General features: G+C 60.7%; 20 protein-coding genes. 12 read left to right on the top strand and 8 right to left on the bottom strand.

Features of this window, described 5'->3' with window-relative positions; genetic code table 11:
• The first annotated feature begins 216 nt into the window (after nucleotides 1-216).
• Together HGP31_RS08035 and HGP31_RS08030 are read left to right on the top strand one after the other, a co-directional pair.
• Entirely contained in the window at nucleotides 217-675 is a 459-nt protein-coding gene (locus HGP31_RS08035; RefSeq protein ID WP_020795374.1) for a pilus assembly protein, read from the top strand.
• Between the two features lie 160 nt (nucleotides 676-835).
• Nucleotides 836-2173 carry a sensor histidine kinase gene (locus HGP31_RS08030; RefSeq protein ID WP_020795375.1) on the top strand — a complete coding sequence of 446 codons (1338 nt, stop codon included), beginning with the start codon at nucleotides 836-838 and terminating at the stop codon, nucleotides 2171-2173.
• Between the two features lie 34 nt (nucleotides 2174-2207).
• Here the strand turns inward: HGP31_RS08030 and HGP31_RS08025 are convergent, their stop codons facing one another.
• Nucleotides 2208-2771, bottom strand: coding sequence for an NAD(P)H nitroreductase (locus HGP31_RS08025; RefSeq protein WP_020795376.1), 564 nt, complete (start codon nucleotides 2769-2771; stop codon nucleotides 2208-2210).
• A 119-nt stretch (nucleotides 2772-2890) separates the two neighbouring features.
• Between HGP31_RS08025 and HGP31_RS08020 the strand changes: the two genes are divergently transcribed.
• Nucleotides 2891-4345, top strand: coding sequence for a TrkH family potassium uptake protein (locus HGP31_RS08020; protein WP_020795377.1), 1455 nt, complete (start codon nucleotides 2891-2893; stop codon nucleotides 4343-4345).
• Here the strand turns inward: HGP31_RS08020 and HGP31_RS08015 are convergent.
• A complete protein-coding gene (locus tag HGP31_RS08015) occupies nucleotides 4302-5363 on the bottom strand; it encodes an AraC family transcriptional regulator (RefSeq protein WP_020795378.1) in 1062 nt (353 codons plus the stop codon). The two genes, HGP31_RS08020 and HGP31_RS08015, sit on opposite strands and share 44 nt — an antisense overlap.
• Nucleotides 5364-5524: 161 nt before the next feature.
• On the opposite strand from HGP31_RS08015, the gene HGP31_RS08010 reads away from it, so the two are divergent.
• From HGP31_RS08010 to HGP31_RS08000, 3 genes are all read left to right on the top strand, one after another.
• Complete coding sequence (locus HGP31_RS08010; protein ID WP_033043007.1) at nucleotides 5525-5836, top strand: Mpo1-like protein; 312 nt, start codon at nucleotides 5525-5527, stop codon at nucleotides 5834-5836.
• 18 nt (nucleotides 5837-5854) lie between these two features.
• Nucleotides 5855-6445: an HD domain-containing protein gene (locus HGP31_RS08005; protein WP_020795380.1), complete on the top strand. Its 591-nt coding sequence runs from the start codon at nucleotides 5855-5857 to the stop codon at nucleotides 6443-6445.
• Between the two features lie 249 nt (nucleotides 6446-6694).
• Entirely contained in the window at nucleotides 6695-7642 is a 948-nt protein-coding gene (locus HGP31_RS08000; protein WP_168757435.1) for an IS110 family RNA-guided transposase, read from the top strand.
• Nucleotides 7643-7759: 117 nt separating this feature from the next.
• Here the strand turns inward: HGP31_RS08000 and HGP31_RS07995 are convergent, their stop codons facing one another.
• Entirely contained in the window at nucleotides 7760-8575 is an 816-nt protein-coding gene (locus tag HGP31_RS07995; protein WP_020795381.1) for a UDP-2,3-diacylglucosamine diphosphatase, read from the bottom strand.
• A gap of 172 nt (nucleotides 8576-8747) precedes the next feature.
• On the opposite strand from HGP31_RS07995, the gene HGP31_RS07990 reads away from it, so the two are divergent.
• Nucleotides 8748-9506 carry a helix-turn-helix transcriptional regulator gene (locus HGP31_RS07990; protein ID WP_020795382.1) on the top strand — a complete coding sequence of 253 codons (759 nt, stop codon included), beginning with the start codon at nucleotides 8748-8750 and terminating at the stop codon, nucleotides 9504-9506.
• Between the two features lie 189 nt (nucleotides 9507-9695).
• Nucleotides 9696-10589 carry a DMT family transporter gene (locus tag HGP31_RS07985; protein ID WP_168757434.1) on the top strand — a complete coding sequence of 298 codons (894 nt, stop codon included), beginning with the start codon at nucleotides 9696-9698 and terminating at the stop codon, nucleotides 10587-10589.
• On the opposite strand, the gene HGP31_RS07980 is transcribed toward HGP31_RS07985, so the two are convergent.
• From HGP31_RS07980 to recQ, 4 genes are all read right to left on the bottom strand, one after another.
• Nucleotides 10583-10870 carry an Rdx family protein gene (locus HGP31_RS07980; RefSeq protein WP_110752661.1) on the bottom strand — a complete coding sequence of 96 codons (288 nt, stop codon included), beginning with the start codon at nucleotides 10868-10870 and terminating at the stop codon, nucleotides 10583-10585. The genes HGP31_RS07985 and HGP31_RS07980 overlap by 7 nt on opposite strands.
• Nucleotides 10871-10998: 128 nt before the next feature.
• Nucleotides 10999-12171, bottom strand: a complete 1173-nt coding sequence (locus tag HGP31_RS07975) for a type IV pilus assembly protein FimV (protein WP_168759139.1) — start codon at nucleotides 12169-12171, stop codon at nucleotides 10999-11001.
• 128 nt (nucleotides 12172-12299) lie between these two features.
• Entirely contained in the window at nucleotides 12300-12734 is a 435-nt protein-coding gene (locus HGP31_RS07970; protein ID WP_020795386.1) for a MarR family transcriptional regulator, read from the bottom strand.
• Between the two features lie 120 nt (nucleotides 12735-12854).
• Entirely contained in the window at nucleotides 12855-14981 is a 2127-nt protein-coding gene (recQ, locus tag HGP31_RS07965; RefSeq protein WP_020795387.1) for a DNA helicase RecQ, read from the bottom strand.
• A 390-nt stretch (nucleotides 14982-15371) separates the two neighbouring features.
• On the opposite strand from recQ, the gene HGP31_RS07960 reads away from it, so the two are divergent.
• From HGP31_RS07960 to lapD, 4 genes are all read left to right on the top strand, one after another.
• Nucleotides 15372-15959: a UPF0149 family protein gene (locus HGP31_RS07960; protein ID WP_020795388.1), complete on the top strand. Its 588-nt coding sequence runs from the start codon at nucleotides 15372-15374 to the stop codon at nucleotides 15957-15959.
• Nucleotides 15960-15969: 10 nt separating this feature from the next.
• On the top strand, nucleotides 15970-16365 hold the full coding sequence (locus HGP31_RS07955) for a YbaN family protein (RefSeq protein WP_020795389.1): 396 nt from the start codon (nucleotides 15970-15972) through the stop codon (nucleotides 16363-16365).
• A 79-nt stretch (nucleotides 16366-16444) separates the two neighbouring features.
• Nucleotides 16445-17152, top strand: a complete 708-nt coding sequence (lapG, locus tag HGP31_RS07950) for a cysteine protease LapG (protein ID WP_033045175.1) — start codon at nucleotides 16445-16447, stop codon at nucleotides 17150-17152.
• A gap of 22 nt (nucleotides 17153-17174) precedes the next feature.
• Nucleotides 17175-19115, top strand: a complete 1941-nt coding sequence (gene lapD / locus HGP31_RS07945) for a cyclic di-GMP receptor LapD (RefSeq protein WP_168757433.1) — start codon at nucleotides 17175-17177, stop codon at nucleotides 19113-19115.
• Between the two features lie 213 nt (nucleotides 19116-19328).
• On the opposite strand, the gene HGP31_RS07940 is transcribed toward lapD, so the two are convergent.
• Complete coding sequence (locus HGP31_RS07940; protein ID WP_168757432.1) at nucleotides 19329-24983, bottom strand: retention module-containing protein; 5655 nt, start codon at nucleotides 24981-24983, stop codon at nucleotides 19329-19331.
• Between the last annotated feature and the right edge of the window lie 389 nt (nucleotides 24984-25372).

Below are 25372 nucleotides of genomic sequence, written 5' to 3'. Positions count from 1 at the left end.
ATCCCTGTAGGAGCTGCCGCAGGCTGCGATCTTTTGATCTTAAAAAGCAAAATCAAAAGATCGCAGCCTGCGGCAGCTCCTACAGGGTTTGTCTTTGTCAGGTCGTCGGAAATCGGTCTTTACCCAAGCTTTACGTATCGCTGACCGCTGCTGACCTTGATCTGCGTAATCTGTACTCATCCGGAACGTACCGGGAATGAGACAAGGAGATTCACCATGCGCAAGACTCTTATCGCTCTGATGTTCGCCGCCGCCCTCCCGACCGTTGCCATGGCCATGCCTGAAGGCGCAGGCCCGATGGGTGGCGAGATGGACGGTTCGCACCACGGCGGGCAGATGCACGGCATGCATGGCATGCACGGCAAAGGCCCGTACAGCCAGCTGGACCTGAGCCGCGAGCAGCGCGAGCAGATCCGCAAGATCATGGGCGAGCAGATGCACGAGCGTAAGCAAGTGGTCGACAAGTACCTGGAAAAACTCTCGCCAGCCGACCAGAAAGCCATGAAAGATGAAATGGCCGCCAACCACAAGAAAGCCGAAGCCGACGTGCGTGCGTTGCTGAAACCGGATCAACAGAAGAAATTCGACGAGATCCAGAAGAAACAGGCTGAACGTCGCGCCGAATGGGCCGAGTTCAAGGCGTGGAAAGCGCAACAGGCACAAAAAGCGCAATAATGCGCTAACCCATAGGCCCAACAGCTGAACTGTGGGAGCGAGCCTGCTCGCGATGGACTTCAACGATAATGCGGGGCATAAGGTAGCCCGTGTTGTCCTTGAGTTTTTCGCGAGCATGCTCGCTCCTACAGGTGATTTTGTGTTTGCTTGAGGAATTTCCGTGCGCTCATTGTTCTGGCGGATCCTGGCCAGCTTCTGGCTGGCCATCGCCCTCGTTGCAGGGCTCTCCATTCTGCTCGGGCACATGCTCAACCAGGATGCGTGGATACTCAGTCGCCACCCAGGTCTCAATACACTGGCTGAGCAATGGACGCAGACTTACGAATCCCAAGGCGAAGACGCGGCGCAGGATCTTCTGCAGAAGCGCAAGCGCCAGTATCACATCGATGTCCAGGTCCTCAACGAAAGCGGCGACCCGGTAGTACGCGGCACCTTCCCGCGACGTGCCGCTGCGTTTGAAGCGCGGCAGAACAACGATGACCGTCGCTTGCCATGGCGTCGCCTGACGGATGAATACACCAGCGACAAAAGCGGTGACACCTATCTGTTCATCTACCGGATTCCACATCCAGAACTCGACGCCTGGCACCGCGAAAGCCTGCTCTGGCCGTTGAGTGCACTGGGGATCGCATTAGTGGTGCTGACCCTGTTCAGCCTGTTGGTCACCTTATCCATCACTCGCCCTCTCAGCCGCTTGCGCGGTGCGGTGCATGACCTGGGACAAACCACCTATCAACAGAACAGCCTGGTCAAACTGGCCAACCGCCGCGATGAATTCGGCGTGTTGGCCAACGACTTCAATCGCATGGGCGCGCGCCTGCAAAGCCTGATCGGCAGTCAACGCCAGCTGCTGCGCGATGTGTCACACGAACTGCGTTCGCCCCTCGCTCGCCTGCGCATTGCGCTGGCTCTGGCCGAGCGAGCCACGCCGCAGGAACGAGAGAAACTCTGGCCGCGCCTGACCCGCGAATGCGACCGCCTCGAAGCGTTGATCAGCGAAATCCTCGTGCTGGCACGGGTTGACGCCGATAACGCCAGTGCCGAAGAGGTGGATCTCAACGCCCTGCTCAATACGTTGCAAAAGGATGCACAACTGGGTTCACCCGATCAGCTCGTGCACCTTGAAGCCGAGTCGCAACTGACCCTCAAGGGTTGGCCGACGATGATTGAGCGAGCCGTGGACAACCTGCTGCGCAACGCCCAGCGCTTCAACCCGGCGGGCGGCCTGCCGATTGAAATGCAGGCGCTGCGGAAAGGAGAACGGATTGTAGTGACCGTGCGTGACCATGGGCCGGGGGCGGACGAGGAACATTTGAGACAGCTGGGTGAGCCGTTCTATCGTGCGCCCGGACAGTCGGCGCCCGGGCATGGCCTGGGCCTGGCGATTGCGCGCCGTGCGGCGGAACGGCATGGCGGAAGCCTGGTGCTGGCCAATCACCCTGAGGGCGGGTTTATAGCCAGCCTGGAATTGCCACTGGTGCCGGGGGCTGTCGCCTAAGTAATCATTCCCACGCTCCGCGTGGGAATGATCTTTATGCGGCTGGCCAGGCGCTGACGAACTTGGCCAGGTCAACCTTCTCCGCTACCCGCGGCTCTTTTTGCGGCGTGCCAAGGTACAGGAAGGCAATCACCTCTTCGCCTTCGGCCAGGCCCAAGCCCTTGGCCACATGCGGCGAATAGGCCAGGTCACCGGTACGCCAGACCGCACCAATGCCTTGCGCATAGGCCGCCAGCAAGATCCCGTGGGCTGCACAACCCGCCGCCAGCCGTTGCTCGGACTTCGGATACTTGACGTGATCCTGCACCCGCGCGATCACGACCACCACCAAGGGTGCCCGCAGTGGTCCGTTACGCGCCTTGTCGATGGCCGCTTCGGTCACTTCAGCGTCCTGCAACTTTGCCGCCTCGGCCAGCAACTCGCCCATTTGCTCGCGCGCCGCACCTTCGACAGTCAGGAAACGCCAAGGCTGCAAATGACCGTGGTCCGGGGCACGCATGGCCGCGGCAAACAGCACTTCACGTTGCGCCTGGGTGGGGGCCGGTTCGATCAGGCGCGGGACGGAAACACGGTTGAGCAAAACGTCGAGAGCCTGCATCGGCCACCTCCAGAAAAAATTGTGCGGCTATTCTAGCTGTAACTACTGAGGCAGTGCGGTTTACATGCCCCGCCCCGCAGGTAGAATGGCGCCTTCCTTACTTCAGCCGAGCGGATTTCATGGCGTTGCCGACCTTACGTCTCATTGGTTTCATCATCGGCATCTTCCTGATAACCCTGGCCATCGCCATGGTCGTACCCATGGGTACGCTGGTGATCTTCGATCGCACCGGCGACCTGCCGTCGTTCCTCTGGGCCAGCATGATCACCTTTGTCGCCGGCCTCGCCCTGGTCATTCCCGGGCGCCCCGAGCATGTTCATCTGCGACCACGGGACATGTACCTGCTAACTGTCAGCAGTTGGCTGGTGGTGTGTATCTTCGCCGCGCTGCCCTTCCTGCTGACCCAGCACATCAGCTACACCGATTCGTTCTTCGAAAGCATGTCCGGGATCACCGCCACCGGTGCGACGGTGCTCAACCACCTGGACGACATGTCCCCCGGGATCCTGATGTGGCGCTCGCTGCTGCACTGGATCGGCGGCATCGGGTTTATCGGCATGGCGGTGGCGATCCTGCCGCTGCTGCGCATCGGTGGCATGCGGCTGTTCCAGACCGAATCCTCGGACCGCTCCGAGAAAGTCATGCCCCGTTCACACATGGTGGCGCGCCTGATCGTCGCAGCCTATGTCGGCATCACCATTTTCGGCAGCCTGGCGTTCTGGTGGGCCGGAATGAGTCCGTTCGACGCGATCAACCATGCGATGTCGGCGATTTCCACGGGCGGTTTTTCCACCTCGGACCAATCCCTGGCCAAGTGGACGCAGCCGGCGGTGCATTGGGTAGCCATCGTCATCATGATTCTCGGCAGCCTGCCGTTCACCCTGTATGTGGCGACCCTGCGCGGTAACCGCCGGGCGCTGATCAAGGATCAACAGGTCCAGGGCTTGCTCGGGATGCTGCTGGTGACCTGGCTGGTGCTCGGCACCTGGTACTGGTGGACTACCCAGCTGCATTGGCTCGAAGCGCTGCGGCATGTGGCGCTGAACGTGACGTCGGTGGTCACCACCACCGGCTTCGCGCTGGGGGACTACAGCCTGTGGGGAAATTTCTCGCTGATGCTGTTCTTCTATCTGGGTTTTGTTGGCGGCTGCTCCGGCTCAACCGCTGGCGGGATCAAGATTTTCCGCTTCCAGGTCGCCTATATCCTGCTCAAGGCCAACCTTAACCAACTGATTCACCCGCGGGCGGTGATCAAGCAGAAGTACAACGGTCACCGCCTCGATGAAGAGATCGTACGTTCGATCCTGACCTTTTCGTTCTTCTTCGCGATCACCATCTGCGTGATCGCGCTACTGCTGTCACTGCTCGGGGTGGACTGGATGACCGCCCTGACCGGTGCCGCCAGCACCGTGTCCGGCGTCGGCCCTGGGCTGGGCGAGACCATCGGTCCGGCCGGCAACTTCGCCTCGCTGCCGGACGCCGCCAAATGGATTCTCTCGTTCGGCATGCTCCTGGGCCGACTGGAGATCATTACGGTGTTTGTGCTGTGTATTCCGGCGTTCTGGCGTCACTGACCGGCAGCGGCGTTCCCGTCAATCGCGCCCGGTACTCGCCGGGCGTGGTGTCAAACCAGCGGCGGAACGCGCGGAAGAAATTGCTCGGATCAGCGAACCCCAGCAGGTAGGCAATTTCCAGCAGGGTCATGGTCGGTTGCGCCAGATACTGTTCGGCCAGCTCACGGCGGGTGTCGTCGAGCAACGTCTGGAAACTCGTGCCCTCCTCCTGCAGACGCCGTTGCAGGGTGCGTTGCGACAGGTGCAACGTCTGCGCGACCGCATCGCGCTTGGGTTCGCCCTGGGGCAGCAATCGGCACAAAACCTGCCGCGCCTTGTGCGTGACTCGACTCTCGGAAAATCGCGCCAGGTATTCGCCGGCGAAGCGGTCATGCAACAACGCCATGGCTTCGTTGGCCGTCGGCAGCGGCGCCTCCATGTCCGCCCGTTCGAAAATCAGCGCATCGTAGGGTGCGTTGAATACCAGTGGCGCGTGGAAGGCTTGTTTGTAGGGTTCGAGATTGAGCGGTTCAGCGCCTTGCACCAGGACCTTGCGCGGATGCAGCGTGCGCCCGGTCAGCCAGCCACACAGCGCCAGGGCGCAAGCCAGCGAGGCTTCGGCGCTTTGCCGGGTAGGCGGCAAATGGTCGCCATGCACCGTCAGAATAAGCGCATAGCCCTCATCCAGCAGGCGAAAACTCAGGTCGGCGCTTTCGGCGATGATCCGCTGGTAGCGCACCAGCCGCTTGAACCCTTCGGCCAGGGTCTGGCTGGACATCAAGGCATAGCCCGTCACATGAAACTGTGCAGGCCGCACCACCTTGCCCATGTTCAGGCCAATCGCCGGGTTACCGGACAGTTCAACCGCCCGTTGCCACAGTCGTGTCATGGAATCTTGCGGGAAGCGTGCATCCGGATCATCGAGTGCCGCGTAGTCGAGCCCCAGCTGCTTGAACAGAACCCGGCAATCCAGGCCGTCCATTTCCAGTGCTTTGACAATCCCCATCGCCCAGCTTGCAGAAGTCGTTCGTTCGCTCATGGCGTTTACTGTCTTGGTGAGCCGTCTGTCGCGGCAAGTTTTCCGAAGGATACTAAAGTGGCGCCTATTGTCACTGGCTGGCGCCAATGATCACTCTAGACTCAAATAAGCTACCCGCCGAACAACTTGCGGCCAGAACAATGACCACAGAGATCGCAGTCGTGGAAAACATCAAGCGTTTCAACAGTTTCGCTGAGTTTTACCCGTATTACCTCAGCGAACACAGCAACAGCACCTGCCGACGATTGCACTTCATCGGCACGACGTTGGTGATTTTCATTCTGGCGCTGACCATCGGTCGTGGCGCCTGGATGCTGTTGTGGGTTTTGCCGCTGGCAGGTTACAGCTTCGCCTGGGTTGGACATTTCTTCTTCGAGAAGAATCGTCCTGCAACCTTCCAGCACCCTTTCTACAGCCTGCTCGGCGATTTCGTCATGTATCGCGACATGATTCTGGGACGTGTGCCGTTCTAGATCACCAGAGGATTGCCGATGAATGCCAATGCCCGTTTTACTCACATGAAGGATGGTACGCAGGAAGACTGGGCGATCATCGCCGCGGACTTCAGCGCCTATGCTCGTCAGTTGCCAATACGGATCGTCGCGCACTTGAAGTTGCTGGAAGGTGACTTCGGCGGTTTCCCCGTGGACCGCCTGACCCACTCGCTGCAAACCGCCACCCGTGCCTGGCGCGATGGACGCGACGAAGAATACGTGGTCTGCGCCCTGCTCCACGATATCGGCGACACCCTGGGTTCCTATAACCACCCGGACATCGCCGCCGCGATCCTCAAGCCTTTCGTCAGCCCTGAAAACCTGTGGATGGTGGAGAAACACGGGATTTTCCAGGGCTACTACTTCTTCCATCACCTGGGCATGGATCGGCACCTGCGCGAGCAATTTTGCGACCATCCGCAGTATCAGGCGACCATCGAGTTCTGTGCCAAGTACGATGCGGCGGCGTTTGATCCAGCGTATGACACGCTGCCGCTGAGTTTCTTCGAGCCTATGATGGAGCGCTTGTTTGCCCAGCCGAAGAATTCGATCTACAAGGCGGCGATGGAGGAGTATTCACCAGCCTGACAGATCTGCAGTGCCCGTGCCGGCCTCTTCGCGAGCAGGCTCGCTTGTATGGTAGGACTTGAAGGGAGGAGGAGGGACAAGGCTCGATTCTGACTGTTGACGCAGTACGGACTGTGGGAGAGTTCGCCCCTCCTCCTTTCACCCAAGCGCCGATAAAGAATGCATCTGGCCTAGACCGACGATAGGAACAAGCCTGCGCCTCTGGGTGAGCCCTTCAAGTGCTTAAAACCTTATCCCGGAGGAAAACCTATGGCAATGCCGGTTTCTGTTTCAAAGCCGATCGTGGGCGTGGATGTCGCCAAGAAAGAATTGGTGATTTATCACGCCGAACTGGACCTGCTTGAAGAGATTCCCAACAATAAAACCAGCATCAACAAGTGGTTAAAGGACTTGCCGGGGAGTGTGGCTATTGCTGTTGAAGCCACCAACATCTACCACCTGGAGTTCGCTGACCTGGCCTTTGAGGCCGGCTGCGTGATTTACATGGTGGGCGGCTATGAGCTCAAACATTACCGAGAAGGTGTGAAGGTCCGTGCCAAAACCGATGCACTGGATGCCAAACTGCTTGCTCGCTATCTGAAGAACGAGCATGAAGAACTTCACCCATGGACGCCGCCGACACCGCTGTATCGCCAACTCCTGAGTCTTTTTCGCCGCCGGGCGGCCTTGGTCCAGGCCAGGGTCGGCCTAGTGCAAAGCTGGTCGAATGAGCCCTTGCTGAAGGCTGCTTTTTCCGAGCAAATAAAGTCCATGCAGCAGCTTGAGACGCTGATCGAAAAGACGATCAACGATCAGCTGAAAGAAGCCGGTTTGCTGGGGCAGTTGAAGCGTTGCTTGAAAGTTGAAGGGGTTGGATTTTTGACTGGCGCGCGCTTGCTCACGGCGTTCCAGCGCGGAGACTTCCGAAACGCAGATGCCTTTATCGCCTTTCTTGGAATGGACTTGCGGGTGTCAAAATCAGGGCAAAAAGATGGTCGCCGGAGTTTGACCAAGCGAGGCGATCCAGAAGCCCGCCGCCTTCTGCACAATGCGGCTATGTCGGCGAGTCGAACCGAAGCCTGGAAAGGGTTTTACCAAGAACAAAGAAATCGGGGTTTCAGCACCACTCAAGCCCTGGTGATGCTGGCTCGCAAGCTCGCTCGTATCGTATTCGCCCTGCTGAAGGGGCAGAGTGAATACCAACCGAAAACCAGTTGAGGGCTTCCCCTCAACCATAGAATCTCCCACAGTTTGATCGCACGTTACTGAAGGAATTCGGTCACCTGTGGGAGCGAGCCTGCTCGCGAAGAGGCCAGTCCAGACGCCAAAACTCTCTTAGGCCAGTTCCGCCACCTTCGCCGCCTTCACCTGCGCCTCCCGCGCCTGCGCATCGGCCAACCGATACAATTCGATCGTGCCATCCCAATGTTCGATCAACGCGGTGCACGACTCCACCCAATCACCACAATTGAGGTAATCCACCTCGCCGACCTTGCGGATCTCGGCATGGTGAATATGCCCGCACACTACCCCATGCAGCTCGCGCTTGACGCACTCATGGGCAATGGCCTCTTCAAAATCACTGATGAAGCTGACCGCGGTCTTGACCTTGTGCTTGAGGTACGCCGACAGCGACCAGTAACCGTAGCCATATCGGGCGCGCCAATGGTTGAGCCAGCGGTTGAGGGTCAGGGTGAATTCGTACGCTGAGTCGCCAAGAAACGCCAGCCAGCGGTGATAGCGAGTGATCACGTCAAACTGATCGCCGTGGATCACCAGCAGGTGCCGGCCATCGGCGGTCACGTGCACCGCTTCGTCCACCAACTGGATATTGCCCAGGATCAGTTTCGAATAACGGCGCAGGAATTCGTCGTGGTTGCCGGTGACGTAGATGACCTCGGTGCCGCGCTTGCTCATGGTCAACAGGCGCCGGATCACATTGGTGTGCGCCTGGGGCCAGTACATGCCGCCGCGCAGTTTCCAGCCGTCGATGATATCGCCGACCAGGTAGATCTTGTCTGCGTGATAGCCCTTGAGAAACTGCGACAGGTGCTCGGCCTGACAATCGCGCGTGCCCAGGTGCACGTCGGAAATCCACAAGGTGCGCACACGTTGCTTACGACTGGGTTTGGCGAGCTCGGCGCTGGTCATGGGCGACCCTCAGGACAAGTTTTGGCAAGCTTGAACCGGTCGGGTTAATGACCCATGACAATGGCAAGTCAGTCCTGTGACAGCGCGCGCAAGCCGTGTCGGTGTAGACTGGGCCCTGACTCATCAACCCTGCAATGAGAGCCTGTAACGAAAGCTTGTAACGAGAACCGCGATGAGACCGATCCTTACCCTGCGCCATTACACCCATGACCTGATCGTCCACAGCCACGAGCACGCGCAATTGGTGTTCGGGCTGTCGGGTGCGCTGGATTTCGAGGTCGACGGGCGTGGCAGCCAGGTGGTCCAGCAAAGCTTCGTGGTGATTCCCTCCGGTTTTCACCATGCCTGCGGCAGCCCCAATGGCAGTCGATGCCTGGTCCTGGACGTGCCCGGCGATCAATGGCTTGGCCAATCCCTGGGCGATCATGCCGATGCCAGTCGGCGCCTGCTCGACAACGCCGGTCGCTTGTCGCTGGATGCGGGACAGAGCCAACTGGTCGAATGGCTGGCCAACAGTCAGGTCGATGACCCGGTGATCGCTCAACAGGGCGCGGTGCTATTACTGGCCAGCCTCAACAACACCAGGCCGGACCCGGTTGGTGGCCGGCGCCTACCCTACGCCGCGTTGAATGCGCACATTGACCAATACGCCGCCTACCCGCTGCAAGTCGCCGACTTGGCCCGCGTAGCCGGTCTTTCCAGCGCGCGTTTGCATGCGCGGTTCGTGGCCGAATGCGGGCAGACGCCGATGGAATACATCCGCAGCCGACGCTTGCACAAGGCCATGAGCTTGCTGCGCCATTCGGCGCTGCCTATTGGCGAGATTGCCTGTCGGGTCGGCTACAGCTCCCAAAGCGCCTTTGCCGCTGCAGTGCTGCGCGAGTTCGGCGCATCGCCCGGTAAGCTGCGGCGCGAGGCTGGCGACAAATAACGCGAGTCTGGCGACAGACACAGCGGACGTTTGCACGTTCAATGTAGGAGCTGCCGCAGGCTGCGATCTTTTGATCTTGATCTTTTCAAGATCTCTAAAAAGCAAGATCAAAAGATCGCAGCCTGCGGCAGCTCCTACAGGTGTCGGCGATGTAGTCGGCCAGATTCGATACCTTTATCAAGGATTGCCATGACTCCCCGTACCGCCCTGGGCGCCCTGCATATCGGCGCATTGATGTTCGGCTTGACCGGCGTGTTCGGCAAACTTGCCGTCGCCTCTGCGTCAATCATCGTCTTCGGCCGGGCGGCGTTCGCGGTGCTGGCGCTGGCGTTCTTTGCACGCTTCGCCAGCCAGACCCGCTGGCAGAAACTCGAAGCCGTGGATGTGCGCCGACTGTTGCTCAGCGGTTTGCTGCTGGCCGGGCACTGGGTGAGCTTCTTCGTTTCGGTGAAGATCGCTGGCGTGGCCATCGCCACCCTGGGCTTTGCCAGCTTCCCGGCCTTTACCGTGATCCTTGAAGGGCTGATTTTCCGCGAGCGCATCCGCGCCAATGAAATCCTGCTGGTGGCACTGGTCAGTGTCGGGCTGGTGCTGGTCACGCCTGAGTTCGACTTGGGCAGTGGCGCCACCACCGGCCTGCTCTGGTCGATCGCCTCGGGCCTGCTGTTTTCCCTGTTGTCGCTGACCAACCGCGCCAGCTCCGCGCGCATCCCGCCGGTGCAGGCGGCGTTGTGCCAGAACGTGGTGGTCGGATTGTGCCTGCTACCGGCAGCGGCCCCCCACCTGAGCGAAGTGCGAGCCATCGACTGGCTGTGGATCGGCCTGCTCGGGGTGTTCTGCACCGGCGTTGCCCATAGCCTGTTTGTCGCCAGCCTGGCAGTGATCAAGGCGCGGACCGCTGCGGTGGTCTTCGCCCTTGAGCCGGTTTACGGGATCACCATGGCCTGGCTGTTATTCAATGAAAACCCGACCCTGCGCATGCTGCTTGGCGGCGCATTGATCATCGTCGCGATCGTGGTGTCCAGCAGGCTTTCCAGCGGATCAGGCAAGAAAGCCGTTGCTGCGGAGGCGGTGTCTCACTGAGTGCGATCGTTGTGCCCCAGGTCGCGGTCTGGATCGATCTGGTCGCGGACTCGCTGCTTGAGCACCTTGGCCTCGGGGAAACCGCCGTCAGCCTTGCGCTCCCAGAGCTGAACCTGGTCACAGAAAATGTGAAAGACCCCGCCCGTGCCGGGCACCAGCGACACCTTGCCCAGGTCATCGCCAAAAGTGCTGAGCAGCTCCTGGGCCAGCCAGGCCGCACGCAAAAGCCACTGGCATTGGGTGCAATAGGTGATGACGATTTCCGGTTTGCTGGTGGTCATGATCGGCGCATTTCCTGAAACGGAGGGGACGACCATGATAACGGTCGTTATTGCCCGCGAAGAACGATAACGCGGTTTGGCAATTACACCGCAGCGCCTGGTTCGCCAGCAAGCCTGGCTCCTACGGGTTATCTGTTGGTTCGAAGGCTTTCGTCAAGGGAAGCGGGCTCGATGGTCCATTCGATTTCAGGTTCGGGTAACGCAGGCGCTTCGCAGGGCTGGATGTTTTCCATCGGGCCCAAATCCCAATTCGTATCCATCGACAAATCATCCAGATTCAACTGGAACTCCTCGGTGGGTGGCGGCTGCGAGGGTGCTGCCGGGGCCAAGACCGTCGATGTAACGAGCGCGACCGGCGCAAGAGTGCGCGATTGAGGAGAATCCACGCGCACTTCCTGAAATGTCGGCCCAGCCTGCATTTCGGGTGGACTAGCCTGGGGGTGATGTGGTGATGGCTCTGGTGAAACCTGATCCTGCTGTCGTTGACGACGTCCCCATGCAAGCAGCAGCGCCACGGCCAACAGCGTCACAAACCCCAACATCCATAGCCAATTCACCCTTGGTTCCTCAACCACGACCGGCGCTGACGCCACGGCAACCGGCGCAGCTGGCTCTGTCGGTGCCTGCTCGACCTCGGCCAATCGGGTTTGCAACTCGGCCACCTGCTTTTTCTCAACGGCGATTTGCTCGTCCTTTGCCTGTAGCTTCCCGTTAAGCTCATCGATGGTTGCCTGCATCTGCTGGTTGTGCAGGACTCTGGCGGCCAGTTGTTCAGCCAGGGGATTCGTTTCCGGGGCGGCGACAGGCGTCGCCGGCTGCACACTCGGAAATGCAGAAGCAGAACGATCCGGCGGCGGTTCATCGTCAATCGGCGCAATGTCCGCGGCGCCCGGAGGATCGATGAGCACGGTGTACTCGCGCAACAAGCGGCCATTGGGCTGGTCGAGCTGAACGAGAAAATCCAGGTAGGGTTCCTTCACCGGTTTGCTGGAGCTGACCCGGATCAGGCTGCGATCGCCTCGCAGGATGGGCGTGAATTTCAGGTCGTTGAGGAAAAACACACGCTCGACCCCGGCGCGGCTGAACTCGTCAGCCGTTGCCAGGCGGACCGACAACTCGCCCTCTTCCAGTCCGGCAGCATCCACCAGGGCGATGTCAGCGCGCAGCGGCTGATTCAAGGCCGAATGAAGGGTGATTTCACCCAGGCCCAACGCCGGCACCCAAGCCGAGTACGTGACGGCGGCACTGGCCAGCAACAGCCTGGCACCATACCGTACAACCAACAGCCGACTCTTGAGCATGAACATCCCTTAGGTAACCAAAAACCAATCTGCACGTGTTCGCGCATCCGGTACGAACACGATATTGCCGAGTAGTTCTTATAGTCTGCCCAATGCGCTCACTAAAAAGTCTGACGGGAAGCTTTGTCTCAGGATTTTTCGAGGTTGGCCAGAATGTGCCCATGAACCCGCATGCAGACCTTTACATCGGCCTCATCGACACCCTCGAAGAGTTCATGTCGCAGTTGGGTGGCAATGGTTTCAATTTGTTCGATCAGGGGAAGCGCCGGGGCACACAACACGATTTTTTTCGCCCGACGGTCTTCTACCACCGCCTGACGTTGCACCAGGCCCTGGCCTTCCAGGCTGTCGAGCAACCGAGCCAGGGTCGGTCCCTCGACACCGACGCTTTGCGCCAGCTCACGCTGGGTCGGGGCCTGTTCGAAGCGCGCCAGGTGCAGCAGCACCAGCCAGCGGGCCTGGGACAACCCCAGGCCGGCAAGACGACGGTCAAGCTCGGCACGCCAGCCACGCGACATCTGGGCCAGTTGCATGCCAAAACGGTGTTGATCGGTCAACGGCATAAAACACTCATGATCAGACTGAAATTAGGGAAATACTAATAATTAGTCAGCTAAGCATGAGCCTTGGCTGGAGGCAAGGCTTGTTCTGTACTGAATCGTTACATCAGCGGGACCGGGCGCTCAAAGTTCAAATTCGGACTGCAGGGCGGCGCGAATACAGTACAAAACCCCTTCCGGCACCCGACCGGCAAACAGCGCGGAAATTTCCGACACAGGTGGCAGTTCGCCCTCACCGTCGAGGAACGCATCCTGGACTTCGCCCATCAAGTCCTCCGGTAGATCCAGCGCCTGTTCCAGTGACAGCTGCTGTTTGCCAATGGCTTCGGCGAGCATGGTGTAGACGTTCTTTTCCGAGCATTGCAGCTGCCCGGCGATCTGCAACGGCGTCATGCCGGCACGCGCCAGGGAGATCAGCTCGTGGCGTAGGTCTGCCACCACTTTCGGTGCTTCGGCCTGGCCACCGAGGACTTCGAGGAAAGCCTCGCCATAACGCTCCAGCTTGCGCGCACCGACGCCACTGACACGGGCCATTTGCGCCAGCGAGGTGGGCTGGCTGCGCAGCATTTCCAGCAAGGTCGAGTCGGGAAAAATGACGTACGGCGGTACGCCATGTTCTTCGGCCAACTTGCGGCGCAGGGCACGCAGGGCTTCCCACTGTTCGCGCTCTTCGCCCCGGACGAGCTGGCTCGCCTGGCTCTTGCTGCTCTTGGCTGTGGTTTGCGCCTTCAGGTCGCGACGCAGCTCCAGGGTCACTTCGCCTTTGAGCAGTGGCCGGCACGTGTCGCTCAGGCGCAGGCCGCCATAGCCTTCCAGATCGATGTCGGCCAGGCCGCGGGCAACCAACTGGCGGAACAACGAACGCCACTCGCCTTCGGCCATCGCCTTGCCGACTCCGTACACCGAGAGGTGCTGATGCCCGAAGTTGCGCACCTTTTCGTTGTCCTTGCCCAGCAAGACATCCACCAGGTGTCCGACACCGTAGCGCTGGCCTGTCCGGTAGATCGCCGACAGCGCCTGGCGGGCGGGCTCTGTGGCGTCCCAGGTTTGCACGCCGTCGACACAGTTGTCGCAATGCCCGCAGGGCTCGGGCATTTCTTCGTCAAAGTAGGCCAGCAATGTCTGGCGACGGCAGCGGGTTTCCTCGCACAGCGACAGCATGGCATCGAGCTTGTGTTGCTCCAGACGCTTGTGGCGTTCGTCGCCTTCGGAGTTCTGCAACATTTGCTTGAGCATCACCACATCTTGCAGGCCGTAGGCCATCCAGGCGTCGGCCGGCAAACCGTCACGGCCGCCGCGTCCGGTTTCCTGGTAATAGGCCTCAAGCGACTTTGGCAAGTCGAGGTGAGCGACAAAGCGCACGTTGGGTTTGTCGATGCCCATGCCAAAGGCCACGGTCGCGACCATGATCAGGCCTTCCTCGTTGAGGAAGCGCTTCTGGTTGTGAGCGCGCAGATCGTTGGGCAGGCCGGCGTGATACGGCAGCGCCGGGAAACCTTGTTCAGTGAGGAACGCGGCCACTTCCTCGACTTTCTTGCGCGACAGGCAATAGACGATGCCGGCATCGCTGCGACGCTCGGCGAGAAACGCCAACAACTGCTTGCGCGGCTGTTCCTTGGGCACGATGCGATAAAAGATGTTCGGCCGGTCGAAGCTCGACAGGAAGCGCTCTGCGTCCTGCAGGTGCAGGCGTGTGACGATCTCTTCGCGGGTCCGCTTGTCGGCGGTGGCGGTCAGGGCGATGCGCGGGACGTCGGGGAACAGTTCCGCCAACTGGCCCAATTGCAGGTATTCCGGTCGAAAGTCATGGCCCCATTGGGACACGCAATGGGCTTCGTCGATGGCGAACAGCGAGATATCCAGCCCTTGCAGGAAGCTCAGCATGCGCGGCTGGACCAGACGCTCGGGTGCGAGGTAGAGCATTTTCACCTCGCCGCGCCGGATCCTTGCCGCCAGGTCACGCTGTTGTTCGGCACTGAGCGTTGAGTTCAATGCCGCAGCGGCCACACCGAGCTCTTCGAGGGTCGCGACCTGATCGTCCATCAGCGCGATCAACGGCGAAACCACGACCGCCAGGCCATCGCGCAACAGCGCCGGCACCTGGAAGCACAGGGATTTACCACCCCCGGTAGGCATCAAGACCAGGGCATCGCCGCCACTGGCCACGCGCTCAATGATTGCACCCTGGCGGCCACGGAAACTGTCGTAGCCGAAGATGTCCTTGAGGACGCGCTGAGCCTGTTCGAGCATAAAAACTCCAAAAATCACCGAAACATCCCTGCAAGGCTGGTACAGGACCCGCAACTTTGCACCGACAAATAGTAAGTACAGATTGCATGACGCTGTGTATTCGAGCCGCGAAGCCAGCAGGGCATCACAAAACGCGCGAGTATACCCGACCCCTGTCCGGCAAAGGGCGCCACTGAGAAGAGGGAATCAACATGAGTTCTATGTGGAGCTGCCGCAGGCTGCGATCTTTTGATTTTGTTTTTTTGCAAGCAAGATCAAAAGATCGCAGCCTGCGGCAGCTCCTACGGGAAATGCGGTGTCCATTAGGGTGCAAATATGCCGTGCGGCTGGCCCAAGCGCTCAAGAAGGCCTAGAATTCCCGCATCGAATATTCCCCAAGGTAGCCCTTTAATGTCCTTCGCTGAGCAACTAACCCGCCTGCAAGTCTTCCTCGACGCCGATGAACTGCATGACGAGGCGCTGGACTACGTGGCCGCCCACGGCTACCTCACCGCGCTGTCGATCTGTTCCGAAGTCGTTCCCGATCGTGAATGGATCGATGCCCTCTTCGCTGAAGAGCCGCATTACAGTAGCGAAGCCCAGCGCGAAGAGATCGAAGCCACGCTGATCGGCCTTAAAGCCCACATCGCCCGTCAACTGGCCTCCGATGAAGAGTTCGAGCTGCCGTGCGACCTGGACCTGGGCGAAGACCCGGACGATTCCGACCTGCGCGGCTGGTGCATCGGTTTCATGGAAGGCGTATTCCTGCGCGAAGAAGCCTGGTTCGAAACCGCCGAAGACGAAGTCAGCGAAATGCTGCTGCCGATCATGGTCGGTTCGGGCCTGTTCGACGAGCAACCGGAATTCTCCGACATTGCCGCGGACGCCAACCTGATGGACGACATGATCGTGCAGATCCCGGAAGCCCTGACCGCGCTGTACCTGCTGTGCAACGCACCGGACGAGAAACCGGCGATCCTCAAGCCACGTCACCACTAAGGTTTTGCCTATGGACAACCCCATAGGCAACCGCTCCCTGATGTTGCGCTACGTGCTGCTGGCTATCGGCTGGCTGAGCGTAGCGCTGGGGGTGCTCGGGATTTTCCTGCCGGTGTTGCCCACCACGCCCTTCCTGTTGCTGGCAGCAGCCTGCTTCGCCCGCAGTTCTCCGCGTTTCTATCATTGGCTGGTGGGGCACCCGCGGCTCGGGCCGTGGATCCGTGACTACCTCGAGGGTAACGGCATTCCGCTCAAGGGCAAGGTCTACGCCATCGGCCTGATGTGGACCAGCATCCTGTTCTCCTGCTACCTGGTGCCAATGCCTTGGGCCCGAGGGTTCATGCTGACCAGTGCGGTGTTGGTGACCCTGTACATCCTTCGGCAGAAAACCCTGCGTAAATCCTGACGGCTACTCCCCCGCCCAAGGGTCGACGCCTACCCAACCACCACCTAGACTTCATCTCTCTGCATTCGAGCAGCCAGGCATGCCACGAAGTCCGGGTGGTCCAGAATGGTCAACATTCCGACTTCGGTTTGGCGCATGGCTGTTGCTGGTCAGTTTTCCTTTGGTTGTACCTGGCAGTGCCTGGCCCCGCTGGGATTTCGCGCAGATCGCGCAAACCGCCGAAAAGCGTTATGCCCGCCTGGGACCGACACAGGGACGTATCCAGTCCTGGAGTGAAATGCTGCAAGGCGAACGCAACCTGCCCGAGCAGGAGCAATTGAAGGCGGTGAATCGCTACTTCAACCAGCAGCTGGATTTCCAGGACGATGCTCGCATCTGGCACCAGAATGATTACTGGGCCACGCCGGTCGAGGCGCTGATCAAGGCCGCCGGCGATTGCGAAGACTACGCCCTGGCGAAATATTTCAGCCTGCGCCAGCTGGGCATTCCCAGCGACAAGCTGCGCATTACCTATGTGAAGGCCCTGACCCAAAACCAGGCGCACATGGTGCTGACTTATTACAGCAGCCCCGGCGCCGAACCGCTGGTGCTCGACAACCTGATCGGCGAAATTCGCCCCGCTTCGCAGCGCAAGGACCTGTTGCCGGTGTATGCGTTCAACGCCGAAGGCCTGTACCTGCCCGGCAAGCCTGGTAACCAGCGCAGCGGCGACTCGAAAAAGTTGTCTCGCTGGCAAGATGTCTTGCAAAAAATGCAAGCCGAAGGATTCGCCGTGGGCGACGGTTAGCCGCCACGCCAAGGAGCGCTTGATGAAACTGCGCAACCAGTTGTTTCTCGCCATCTGCCTGTTCTTGCTGGTGGCCTTCAGCGGCAGTTTTTATGCCAGCCTGGAAAGTTCTCGCGAGCAGACGCTTGGGCAGTTGCGCGCCCACGCCCAAGATGCCGCAACCGCCCTGGGCCTGACCTTGACCACACAAATCGACGACCCGGCCATGATGGAGTTGATGGTCAGTTCGATTTTCGACAGTGGCTATTTCAGCGATATCCGCGTCACCCACCTCGAGAATCGGCAGGTGTTGGTGCAGCGCAGCAACCCTGAACAAATCGATGGCGTGCCTGGCTGGTTCGTCAACCTGGTTAATTTGCGTCCCGAGGGTGGCGATGCACTGATCACCCGGGGCTGGCAACAGGTGGCGCGGGTCGAAGTGTTGAGCAATCCACAATTCGCCCTGGCCAAACTCTGGGACAGCACACTGGGCAGTCTTGTCTGGCTGCTGCTCTGCGGGCTGCTCAGTGCGGTGTTTGGCGGCTGGTTGCTGCGTCGACAATTTCGTCCGCTCGACAGCATGGTCCGCCAGGCCGAAGCCATCAGCAAACGCGAGTTTCTCAGCTTGCCGACGCTACCACGCACACCGGAATTGAAACGTGTAGTGCTGGCGATGAACCAGATGGTCGAGAAACTCAAGACGCTGTTCGCCGAAGAGGCTGCGCGCAGTGAAAAACTGCTCAACGAATCCTATCAGGACAGCCTGACAGGGCTGGCCAACCGGCGATTGCTCGACGAACAACTGGCCGATCAATTACTGGTCACCGAGCAAAATGGCGACGGTCACCTGCTGATGCTACGGCTAAACGACCTGGCCGGCCTCAATCAACGCCTCGGCGGGCAGCGCACCGATGCGTTGATCCGCGCGGTCGGCGAATTGCTCAAGCGCCTGACTCAAGTTCCGCAACGTCGCACCTGGCTGGCAGCACGCAATCGCGGGGGCGAATTCAGCCTGATGGCACCGGACCTCGATACCGAGGATGCAACACGCCTGGCCGCCGAGATCAGCGCCACCCTGGAGAACCTGCGCCTGACCGGTGAAAGTGATTGCATGCCTGTCGCCCATCTGGGCATCGTCGCCTTCCACCCCGGCGATCCGGCAAGCCACGTACTGCATCAACTGGATCAGGCACTGAACGAAGCCCGGCAGCATCCCGAGCGCCCCTGGGCCGTGTTGGGCCGTAGCGACAGTGCGCCAAAGCTGGCACAACAGCACTGGCATGCCTGGCTCGACGACGCCCTGAACGAAGGTAAACTGCAGTTGTATTTCCAACCGGTGGTGCAATGCGCCGACACCCACCAGGTGCTGCATCACAAAGTCCTCGCACGCCTGCTCGATCCACAGGGCGAAGCGATTGCCGCCGGCCAGTTCTTGCCGTGGATCGAGCGTTTTGGCTGGTCGGCGCGATTCGACCTGGCGATGCTTGAAGCCACCCTCGAATACCTCATCATCAACCGTTTGCCCCTGGCGTTGAGCCTGTCCGGCAGCACCTTGCGCGATCAGGCGCAGGTGCAACTGATCCTCGACATGCTCGAATCCCTGCCGGAACTGGCGCCCTTGCTGACCCTGGAAATCGATGAGCGCCAACTGCCGCCGCCGGACCAGTTGCAACGCTTGAGCCACAGCCTGCTCGACACCGGTTACCGTATCGGGTTGCAGCATTTTGGCGGTCATTTCAGCCAGATTGGCAACCTCACTCAACTGGGATTGGCGTACCTTAAAATCGACGGGGCCTATATCCGTGGCATCGATGAGGAGACCGACAAACAGTTGTTCATCGAGGCGATTTGCCGCACGACCCACAGCATCGACTTACCCTTGATAGCCGAGAGAGTGGAAACCCAAGGCGAGCTGGAAACGATCAAGGCACTGGGGGTACATGGCGTGATGGGGCGTTTGATCGGACAGCCGCTGCCGATGTGATTTGCAAAGGTTCGCACACAGAAAAAACCGCAGCCCCTTGCACAGGGACTGTGGTTTTTTGGGCTTATCCCCTGTAGGAGCGAGCATGCTCGCGATGATCTCAAGTGCACCGCGTGCATCCAGGATCCCCGCGTCATCGTTGACGTCCATCGCGAGCATGCTCGCTCCTACAGGGATATCGGCGTTCAACCAGTTTTTCATTGCGGTTTCAGGTCACACGGTATCCACCTTCAGCGAGTGGTCATTGAGCATACCGTTGATGATGGTGGCCGTGTCCGCGCCGCCGATGACCCCGCCCGCCCCCGGCGTCACCCCATAGTGACTGGCCAGGTTGACACCCGCCAGGTCGATGGTCTGGTTCGGCGCCGCGCCAGCCATGGCACTGACGTCGATGCTGGTCACCAGAGAAGCGCCGCTGCCGCTGACGGTGAAGTGCAGGTAGTCATCCAGTGAGGCGGCGGTACTGTTCTCCCCTTGCAGCAGTTGCGACAGGTCGAGCTTGTCGGCCCCCGGCGTAAAGTCGGTGATGACGTCGTGGCCGCTGTTGCCGTTGAGCCACTGGAAGGTATCGGCGCCGCTGCCGCCGGTCAGGGAGTTGTTGCCCAACCCGCCGATCAGGAAGTCGTCGCCACCCTCGCCGTTGAGCACGTCGTTGCCCAGGCCGCCGGTGATGAGGTTGCCGTTGTTGTCTCCCGTGAGGGCATCATTGAAGTTGGAGCCGGTCAGGTTTTCGATGGCGGTCAAGGTGTCAGTGCCGGCACCGAAGGTGTCCTGTGCGCCGGTCTCGCCGAGATTGACCGTGACGCCGGCAGTGGCGTGGGCATAACTGGCGGTGTCGATGCCCGTACCACCATCGAGCAGATCGTTGCCAAGGCCGCTGTACAGCAAGTCATTGCCGTCACCGGCATGGATGATGGCGTCGCCATTGCCGGCTACCAGCGTGTCATCCCCCGCTGTCCCGGTGAGGGTGTGGCCATCCTGGTAGCTGATGTCGCTGCCGCCATGGTTATCGCTGGCGCTGTAGGTGTCATGGTTGTCCGGTGCCATGTCGTGGGCCCCGGAGTAATCGACGGTCATCTTCAACTGGTAGTTTTCAACAGCACTTGCACTTGGGGCCGGACCATCAGGGAGACTGGTGACGTGGATGTGATAGGTCGCATCCGAGGTCGCCGTGATGGTCTGGTCGTCAGCGATGGCGATGTAGGCGCCATCATTGATCGAGTACTCCAGGCTGATGTGCCCGGCTGTGAGGTTGTGATCCAGGTTGAGGGTTTCTCCCTGCTTGAGATTGACGGTGATCAGGTCATGGTCGTGGTTGCCGTTGACGGACCCAAGCGCTCCGCTGACCACCAGCACTGCGGTCATGGCTGCCGTATTGGCGACGAACGCACTGCGGGCAATGGCGGCATTGCTGCCGGTCAGGCTGTAGATCTGTTGGGTCCCGGTAAAGTCCGCGCCTTTGGCTATCAGGTCCTGACCGTCCTGGTTCAGGGTTTTGGCGTAGACGGTCACGTCGCTGTCGCAGGACGGCACGAGGCTGCTGTTGTGCACGTCGATGGTCACGGTGGTGGTGCTTTCGTCACCGTCACCATCGCGCAGGGTGTAGGTGAACACGTCGCTCGCGCCCGGGCCGCTGACCGAGTTCGGGTAGCTGTGGTACAGCGCATTGCCCGCGGCATCCAGCGTCAGGTAGCCGTAGGCGCCGTTGATCTGGCTGTTCAGGCCGCCATGTACCGGGGTCGAAGTGTCGTCGCCGGCACGCACGCCGACCACGCCGCCGCCGGCGAACTGACCATCGGCTCCTACGTGGTCGTTCCACAACACATTGCCGCCGATGTAGCCGCCCTCTCCCACCGAGGTGGCATCGGCGATAGCGGTCGGTACGTCATCGACGATGTTGACCACGATGGTGCTGGTGGCGATGTTGCCCAGGGCGTCGGTGGCCTGGTAGGTAAAACTTTCCTGCAGGGTGTTGGCGCCGTCGTTGGCCGCCGGCGTGGTGCTGGCCGGGCCAGCGAGGGTGTAGGTGTAGCTGCCGTCGGGGTGCAGCAGCAGTTGGCCGTAGGTGCCGATGGCGTTGCTGACCAGGCTGTAGGTGATGGCGCCGCTGCCGCCATGGACCGCACCGACCAGGGTGCCACTGGCGATTTCGCCGGTGTTGCACGGCTGGGCCAGGGCATTTTCGTACACGGTGACGTCCTGATCGCTGGCTGCGACCAGGCAGCTGTTGTGCACGTCGATGATGATGGTGGTGGTGCTTTCGTCACCGTCACCGTCACGCAAGGTGTAGGTGAACACGTCGCTCGCACCCGGGCCGCTCACTGAGTTCGGGTAGCTGTGGTACAGCGCGTTGCCCGCGGCATCCAGGGTCAGGTAGCCGTAGGTGCCGTTGATCTGGCTGTTCAGGCCTCCATGCACCGGGGTCGAGGTGTCCCCGCCTGCACGCACGCCGACCACGCCGCCGCCGGCGAACTGGCCGTCGGCCCCCGCGTTGTCGTTCCACAGCACATTGCCGCCGATGGAGCCGCCCTCTCCCACCGAGGTGTGGTCGATGTTAGCGGTGGGCATGTCATCGACGATGTTGATCACGATGGTGCTGGTGGCGACATTGCCCTGGGCATCTGTGGCCTGGTAGGTGAAGCTTTCGTGCAGGGTGTTGCCGCCGTCGTTGGCCTGCGGCATGGTGCTGGCCGGTGAGGTCAGGGTGTAGGTGTAGCTGCCGTCGGGGTGCAACAACAGCTCGCCGTAGGTACCGATGGCATTGCTGAGCAGGCTGTAGGTGATGGCACCGCTGCCGCCGTGAACCGCGCCGACCAGGGTGCCGCTGGCGGTTTCGACCGGGCTGCTCGGCTGGCTGCCATTCACGTTGCTGGGGGCCAGGTCCTGGCCGTCCTGGTGCAGGTCCAGGGCTTTTTCGTAGACGGTCACGTCGTGGTCGCTGGTCGCCACAAAGCAACTGTTGTGCACGTCGATCGTGATGGTGGTGGTGCTTTCGTCACCGTCGGCATCGCGCAGGGTATAGGTGAACACGTCGCTCGCGCCCGGGCCGCTGACCGAGTTCGGGTAGCTGTGGTACACGGCGTTGCCCGCGGCATCCAGCGTCAGGTAGCCGTAGGTGCCGTTGATCTGGCTGTTCAGGCCGCCATGCACCGGGGTCGAAGTGTCATCGCCGGCACGCACGCCGACCACGCCACCGCCGGCGAACTGACCATCGGCTCCTACGTGGTCGTTCCACAGCACATTGCCGCCGATGTAGCCGCCCTCTCCCACCGAGGCTATATCGGGAGTAGCGATCGGCACGTCATCGACGATATTGATCACGATGGTGCTGGTCGCAACATTGCCCTGGCTGTCGGTGACCTGGTACGTGAAGCTTTCGTGCAGGGTGTTGGCACCATCGTTGACCTGCGGCATGGTGCTGGCCGGTGAGGTCAGGGTGTAGGTGTAGCTGCCGTCGGAGTTCAGCAGCAGTTGGCCGTAGGTGCCGATGGCGTTGCTGAGCAGGCTGTAGGTGATGGCGCCACTGGCACCATGGACCGAGCCGACCAGGGTGCCGCTGGCGGTTTCACCGGCGCTACTCGGCTGGCTGCCATTCACGCTGCCGGGCGCCAGGTCCTGGCCGTCCTGGTGCAGGTCCAGTGCTTTTTCGTACACAGTGACGTCCTGATCGCTGGCCGCGACCAGGCAGCTGTTGTGCACGTCGATGGTCACGGTGGTGGTGCTTTCATCACCGTCGGTGTCGCGCAGGGTGTAGGTGAACACATCGCTCGCGCCCGGGCCGCTCACCGAGTTCGGGTAGCTGTGGTACACGGCGTTGCCTGCGGCATCCAGCGTCAGGTAGCCGTAGGTGCCGTTGATCTGGCTGTTCAGGCCGCCATGCACCGGGGTCGAGGTATCTGCGCCGGCGCGCACGCCGACCACGCCACCGCCGGAGCCATCGGCACCGCCGACGTCATTCCACAGTACGTTGCCGGTGACAGTGCCGCCCTCGACCACCGAGGTCGCATCGGGTTTGGCGGTCGGCAAGTCGTCGACGATCTTGACGTTGATTTCCCCACGCGCCTCGCTGCCATCGGCATCGATGGCGATGACCTCGAAGTTCTCGCTGACGCTGTTGGCGCCGTCGGCGTTGGGGTGGGTCTCGGTGTAGTTCAGGGTGTAGCTGTAGCTCACCACGCCGGTGGCCGGGTCAAAGCCGGTGACGGTCAGGGTGCTGCCCAACCAGGTACTGCCGGAGATCGGCAAGGGCTGCACCACGCCACCGCTGATGATCGAGACGCCGGAAATGCTCAGGCTCTGCAGGCCGTCCGGGGCGATGACGGTGAAGGTCCCGTGCTGGGTCAGCGCCGGGGCATCGGGGTCGCTGCCGTACATGAGGTTTTTTTCGTAGACGGTCAGTTCGCCGCCTGCGACGTCCAGGCCGCCGAGGGTCACCCCGTCATCGTTGTTGTGCACGTTCAGCACCAGGTTGGCAGTACTGGTATCGCCGTCGGCGTCGGTCAGGGTGTAGGTGAAGGTCTCGGTGCCATTGCCGCCCGCGTGCAAGGCCTTGAAGTCGGCATCGCCGGGATAGAGGGTATAGGTGTAGGTGCCATTGGCGTTGAGCACCAGGGTGCCGTAGGTGCCGATGAACGTGCCGGGGGTGATTGGGCCGCTGTTGGGTCCGATCGCTACACGGTCGGCACCTTGCACGTCATTGCCCAGGACGCTGCCTTCGAGGGTGAGTCTGGTTTCCGAGGCGGTGTCGAGGTTGTTGTCATCGTTCGCCTTGGGCATGTCGTCGACGATGGTGACGTCCAGGGAACCGGTGGCGGAGTCGCCATTGCTGTCACCGGCAATCACGGTGAAGTGTTCGCTGAGTTGAGTGCCGTCGCCGCTCGAATGGTTTTCGTTGTCGTTGAGGGTGTAGCTGTAACTCACTACGCCTGTTGTTGGGTTGTACCCGGTGATGGTCAGGGTGCTGCCCAGCGGCGTGATGATCGACTGCGGAAAACCGTTGGCTACGCCAGCGCTGATCACGGCGATCCCACCGATGCTCAGGCTGGTCAGCCCGTCAGGCGCCGTGACGGTGAAGGTGCCGTTCTGGGTCAGTGCGGCGGGATTGCTTGCCGAACCGTCAGGCAGGTTGGCTTCGTTGACGGTCAGTTCACCACTCTCCACTGACAGACCATCGAGGGTGACCGGATGGTTCACCGGTGGCGTGATGACCGGGGGCAAGACTTCAGGTGGCGTGACGACAGGTGGCGTGACATCCGGGGGTATGACGGCTGGCGGCGTGACCTCCGACGATGGGACTTCGGGCAGTGTGACCACTGGCGGTGTAATCAGCGGCGCAGGCTCAGCGTTGTCAGAGTTGTTATCGCCGTCGTGCCGTGCAAGCGGGAACTCTGGAATGCCATTGAACCCGGCGGTGGGGAAGCCAATGGTCGGCTCGACCCGCCCCCCGACTTCCTCGAGCATGACGAAACTGTGGCCCCCACCCTGTGCTCCATCGGCAGGTTCGGTCGAACCCGGGCCGGCCGCCGTCGCTTCGGCGGTCTGGGTTGGGTCGTCACCGGCGGCGATGGCTTTTTGCAATTGCTCGACATCGGTCAACTGTGCCTGGCTCGGAGTCGTCGCTTCAGCCGTCTCCACATGGGGCGACGAATGCGCCAACAACTGGGCGGTCATTTGCAGGCTACTGCCGCGACCCAGCGTCAGTTCCTGGCCATTTTGCAGATGCACCGCCACTGCGCCTTCGGCCCCGGTCACCAGTTGATCGCCGGCAAACAACCGGTCCCCCTCGATCAACACTCGACGGGTGCCGTCACCCGCCACCGCGAAGACCTGACCGATAACCTTGCTGACGATACCGATGAGCGTAGCCATGTGCATTCCCTCCGCTGCCAACGCTTTGTCGGCACCCTGTCTGAATGCGGAGAACATGCCTGTGGGCTCAATTGGATTCCCTGGCGAATTGTGTGCGCTGTCCGCGATCTCGATAAACCCTTTGCAATCAATGGCATTGGGCTAGCCGCCTCTACAACGTCATCCACCAGCGTTGCGTAACAGTCCTGAATCACATTGGCGACAAAAAACCGTCACCCCAGTCTGCGCCGCATCCCTCCCCTCCAGCACCTCTCCGTCCTTTTTCGATAATTGGACTTGAACTTTCCTTAAGCCCTGATGATCGCCATAAGGCACATAAATCAAGGGCTTTCGCAGTGAACAATGTGCTGGATTTGGCAGAGTACATAAGTTTTTTTTGGCATAAGTCT

Origin of the sequence: Pseudomonas umsongensis (assembly GCF_012647205.1) — a bacterium.
Taxonomy (GTDB): domain Bacteria; phylum Pseudomonadota; class Gammaproteobacteria; order Pseudomonadales; family Pseudomonadaceae; genus Aquipseudomonas; species Aquipseudomonas umsongensis.
This window is presented reverse-complemented; position numbering and strand designations above follow the sequence as displayed.

Excerpts from the sequence above, each read along its gene's own strand:
- HGP31_RS08035 (WP_020795374.1), top strand. The coding sequence starts at position 217 with ATGCGCAAGACTCTTATCGCTCTGATGTTCGCCGCCGCCCTCCCGACC.
- HGP31_RS08025 (WP_020795376.1), bottom strand. The coding sequence starts at position 2,771 with ATGCAGGCTCTCGACGTTTTGCTCAACCGTGTTTCCGTCCCGCGCCTG.
- HGP31_RS08020 (WP_020795377.1), top strand. The coding sequence starts at position 2,891 with ATGGCGTTGCCGACCTTACGTCTCATTGGTTTCATCATCGGCATCTTC.
- HGP31_RS08015 (WP_020795378.1), bottom strand. The coding sequence starts at position 5,363 with ATGAGCGAACGAACGACTTCTGCAAGCTGGGCGATGGGGATTGTCAAA.
- HGP31_RS08005 (WP_020795380.1), top strand. The coding sequence starts at position 5,855 with ATGAATGCCAATGCCCGTTTTACTCACATGAAGGATGGTACGCAGGAA.
- HGP31_RS08000 (WP_168757435.1), top strand. The coding sequence starts at position 6,695 with ATGGCAATGCCGGTTTCTGTTTCAAAGCCGATCGTGGGCGTGGATGTC.
- HGP31_RS07995 (WP_020795381.1), bottom strand. The coding sequence starts at position 8,575 with ATGACCAGCGCCGAGCTCGCCAAACCCAGTCGTAAGCAACGTGTGCGC.
- HGP31_RS07990 (WP_020795382.1), top strand. The coding sequence starts at position 8,748 with ATGAGACCGATCCTTACCCTGCGCCATTACACCCATGACCTGATCGTC.
- HGP31_RS07985 (WP_168757434.1), top strand. The coding sequence starts at position 9,696 with ATGACTCCCCGTACCGCCCTGGGCGCCCTGCATATCGGCGCATTGATG.
- HGP31_RS07980 (WP_110752661.1), bottom strand. The coding sequence starts at position 10,870 with ATGACCACCAGCAAACCGGAAATCGTCATCACCTATTGCACCCAATGC.
- HGP31_RS07975 (WP_168759139.1), bottom strand. The coding sequence starts at position 12,171 with ATGCTCAAGAGTCGGCTGTTGGTTGTACGGTATGGTGCCAGGCTGTTG.
- HGP31_RS07970 (WP_020795386.1), bottom strand. The coding sequence starts at position 12,734 with ATGCCGTTGACCGATCAACACCGTTTTGGCATGCAACTGGCCCAGATG.
- recQ (WP_020795387.1), bottom strand. The coding sequence starts at position 14,981 with ATGCTCGAACAGGCTCAGCGCGTCCTCAAGGACATCTTCGGCTACGAC.
- HGP31_RS07960 (WP_020795388.1), top strand. The coding sequence starts at position 15,372 with ATGTCCTTCGCTGAGCAACTAACCCGCCTGCAAGTCTTCCTCGACGCC.
- HGP31_RS07955 (WP_020795389.1), top strand. The coding sequence starts at position 15,970 with ATGGACAACCCCATAGGCAACCGCTCCCTGATGTTGCGCTACGTGCTG.
- lapG (WP_033045175.1), top strand. The coding sequence starts at position 16,445 with ATGCCACGAAGTCCGGGTGGTCCAGAATGGTCAACATTCCGACTTCGG.
- lapD (WP_168757433.1), top strand. The coding sequence starts at position 17,175 with ATGAAACTGCGCAACCAGTTGTTTCTCGCCATCTGCCTGTTCTTGCTG.
- HGP31_RS07940 (WP_168757432.1), bottom strand. The coding sequence starts at position 24,983 with ATGGCTACGCTCATCGGTATCGTCAGCAAGGTTATCGGTCAGGTCTTC.